General features: G+C 59.4%; 5 protein-coding genes. 4 read left to right on the forward strand and 1 reads right to left on the reverse strand.

The window, feature by feature from the left end:
* Positions 1 to 68: 68 nt before the first annotated feature.
* Complete coding sequence (locus ACWERV_RS36585; RefSeq protein WP_105818907.1) at positions 69 to 266, reverse strand: hypothetical protein; 198 nt, start codon at positions 264 to 266, stop codon at positions 69 to 71.
* A 145-nt stretch (positions 267 to 411) separates the two neighbouring features.
* On the opposite strand from ACWERV_RS36585, the gene ACWERV_RS36590 reads away from it, so the two are divergent.
* The 4 genes from ACWERV_RS36590 to ACWERV_RS36605 form a co-directional block, all read left to right on the forward strand.
* Positions 412 to 921: a phage virion morphogenesis protein gene (locus ACWERV_RS36590; protein ID WP_105818908.1), complete on the forward strand. Its 510-nt coding sequence runs from the start codon at positions 412 to 414 to the stop codon at positions 919 to 921.
* A 395-nt stretch (positions 922 to 1,316) separates the two neighbouring features.
* Entirely contained in the window at positions 1,317 to 1,742 is a 426-nt protein-coding gene (locus ACWERV_RS36595; RefSeq protein WP_105818909.1) for an RICIN domain-containing protein, read from the forward strand.
* A gap of 184 nt (positions 1,743 to 1,926) precedes the next feature.
* The gene (locus tag ACWERV_RS36600; RefSeq protein ID WP_105818910.1) at positions 1,927 to 2,634 is read left to right on the forward strand and encodes a phage baseplate assembly protein V; all 708 of its coding nucleotides are present in this window, start codon (positions 1,927 to 1,929) and stop codon (positions 2,632 to 2,634) included.
* Positions 2,624 to 3,026 (forward strand): hypothetical protein (locus ACWERV_RS36605; protein ID WP_452941193.1); only part of this gene is annotated, 403 nt, incomplete at its 3' end. The genes ACWERV_RS36600 and ACWERV_RS36605, both read left to right, overlap by 11 nt.

Genomic DNA, 3,026 nt, shown 5'->3' on the forward strand with positions numbered 1-3,026 from the left:
ACCAGCAGCTGCCCAACCGGGTTGACGCCACCGACAACATCCTGCCGCTGTCGCGCCTGTTTCACGGCTTACTTGACGATGTAGCACCAACACGGTTTGGGTTTGCTCGGGCCGACCACTGCGACGGATTTGCAAGGATCGGACGGGCCGAGCACCGCTTCTCTTTCGCAAGGCGGCTTCGGCTTGGATGGACCGATCACCGCTTGGGCCATGGCCGACAGCGAAGCAGTGAGCATCAGGGAAGCCAGCAGGATTTTGATTTTCATCGGATATGTCTACTCTCAATATTATAGGAATCAATTGGATCGGCTGTTCGCCGTTCCTTCGTGCGGGCGTCGGAGAACGCCACGCAGGAGAGCATATTCTCGATGACAAGGGCAAAACTATAGGACAACTTCCAAATTGGAGAAAATGGTCGCGTCCGAGTACGAAGGCCGCATTGCGGCCACGACGAGTGTCCTGGCGACCGGATGGGTGACGCAGGCGCGCGCCGAGGATTGGGCGTCTGGTCTGCTCGGCCAGCTCACGCCCGCGCAGCGCGTGGTCCTGGCGAAGGGGCTGGCCGGCGAGCTGCGCCGGCGTCACTCGCGACGCATCGCCGAGGCCCGCAATCCGGACGGTAGCCGCTTCGCGCCGCGCAAGCCGCAGGCCCGGCGCAAGAAGGGGCGCATCCGGCGCGCGATGTTCGCGAAGCTGCGCACCGCCCGCTTCCTCAAAACCGCCGCGACGGCAGACGCTTCCGTGCCGCATTTCACGCGCCAGGTCGAGCGCATCGCACGCGTTCACCAGGAGGGCCTGCGCGATCGGGGCGAACGCAACCGTGGTCCAGTCGTGCGGTATCCGGTACGCGAGCTGCTCGGCCTAGGAGATGCCGATGTCGACAGGATCGCCGATGTCGTCCTCGACTTTCTGGCGCAGTAGTGCGACGCACGCCGGTTTTCTTTGCACGGCCTGTCATTCGAAAGCTCCCCGGCCGCCACCACGAACACTCCACGGAAGGAGACCGATATGGCACCCATTGGATTCCATAAAATCAACAGCCACTGAACTGTAGATTCAAAGACGTGAAACCGAACAATGCGCCCAATTATTTTAGAGGTTTATTGAAATCCAATTTCCACCTCAACACATCAAATCAAACAAACAAACAACGAAATAATCACAAATAAAATCGATTATTTACATTTATCAGACCCGCAAACATGACAGGTAGAATTCCTCAAACCCCCATCTATTATTAGTTAGCTGAGTTCATTCGAACCCGGCGACACCGAAAAACGGGGTCATATTTTTATAGAGCGATTAGGAGAGAAAAAATGGGCGTCTATATTATTGAATACTCTCAAGATCCGAACTATGTGATTGGGGTCACGGATCAATCACAGGACAACCCTGTCGTCCTTAGAAGCAAAAACGGGTTGGCACCTCGCTATGGCTTTTGGGATGTCAACTTCGACACCGGCATCGTCTCGCTGAATTCGAGTGGCGGAGTGCTCGCGATAGGTGCAGACCGGATCGCACCTGAATCCCTCCTGAAGCTCAAGCCCAGCGCCAGCGCAATCCAATGGGATTTCTTCTCGAAACCCGGATACATCGTACCTAGGTCCGATGAATCGTTGTGCCTCGACGACAAGGGTCGCGTCGTCAAGGATGGAAACCCGATCTGGCTCTTCCCGATCAATGGCTCACCTGCCCAGCAGTGGCGTTTGGTCCCGCTGAACAACCTCAAGTCCTTCGAATAAAACGCAAATCAGAGTCGGCTCCCACCAAGGAACCATCTGCTTTCGAGGCTCACGCGCCGCTTGAGCCGGACCACGTCAATACTGAAGCCCGCTGATCGAAGGCCAGCGGGCTTTTTCGTTGTGGGCTGTCCTGACACAACTGAATACACGTGCCCGTCTCCCGCGCGCGCGGCATCCTTGCCGCATGGATGATTTTGCTGACCTGAACCGCCGCATCGAGAGCCTGCTTCGCGAAGGCACCGTGATCGAAGTCGATCACGATGGCCGCCGCGTACGCATGGAATCCGGCGGCCTGCAAACTGACTGGATTCGCTGGCTCGCGCAGCGCACCGGCGACAGCGCCACGTGGGACCCGCCGTCCGTGGGCGAGCCTGGGCTGCTGTTCTTCCCGTCCGGCGCGCCGACGACTGGGCTCTTCCTCCCCGGTGTCTATTGCGACGGCCACGATGCGCCCAGCTCGAGCCCGACGCAGCACGTCCGCGTCTACAAGGACAAAGCGCGCATCTCGTATGACTTCGCATCGCACGCGCTCACGGCCGAGCTGCCGGCGGGAGCGACTGTGCACGTCATCGCGCCGGTCAGCGTCACGGTCGAAACCAACACCGCGACCGTCAAGGCGAAATCTGTCACGCTCGACGCCGACGATACGACGGTCACGGGCTCGCTGCTCGTGAAAGGACCGCTCACGTTCGAATCTGGCGCGACCGGGAAGAACGGGGGTAGCGCGGGCGGTGGCGGCTCCGTGATCGAAATTGAGGGCAGCGCTCACTTCACCGGCACCGTGACCGCTGACGTCGATGTGAAGTCGCGCAACGTCAGCCTCGTGGGACATACCCATCAGGCACAGGGCGAATTCGCCACGACCTCGAAACCGATCGCAGGTGGCGCATGATCGGCATGCCCTCATCGGCGAAAGCGGTGGGTACTTCTTCGGTAACGCATCGGAGGCGGGGTTCTACCTCCCGTCGAACGGCGCGGTGTTTGCCCTCAACTTCACGAGGAAAAACCTACACGTCAATGGCAAAGACGTATGGCATGCGGGCATCTCGTTCGTGAACGACGATACCCCGGACACGGGCTTCTACCACATCGCAGACGGTGTGTTTGCCGTCACGAACAATGGGCGGGAAACCCTGCGATTTCTGGCCGGCTCCCCATCCAATCGTGTCCTCTTCGGCACACCCGACGATGACGGCTCGAACTTGGCTCAGTTCGGCGGCAGCGTGCGCGAGCCGAACCGGCCGGGGAGCCTTGTACAGCAAGGGCTTATTACTGGAACGCCAC

The organism is Streptomyces sp. NPDC004031 (genome assembly GCF_053604375.1).

Coding starts and splice junctions, on each gene's coding strand:
- ACWERV_RS36600 (WP_105818910.1), top strand. CDS start 1,927: ATGGATGATTTTGCTGACCTGAACCGCCGCATCGAGAGCCTGCTTCGC.
- ACWERV_RS36595 (WP_105818909.1), top strand. CDS start 1,317: ATGGGCGTCTATATTATTGAATACTCTCAAGATCCGAACTATGTGATT.
- ACWERV_RS36590 (WP_105818908.1), top strand. CDS start 412: ATGGTCGCGTCCGAGTACGAAGGCCGCATTGCGGCCACGACGAGTGTC.
- ACWERV_RS36585 (WP_105818907.1), bottom strand. CDS start 266: ATGAAAATCAAAATCCTGCTGGCTTCCCTGATGCTCACTGCTTCGCTG.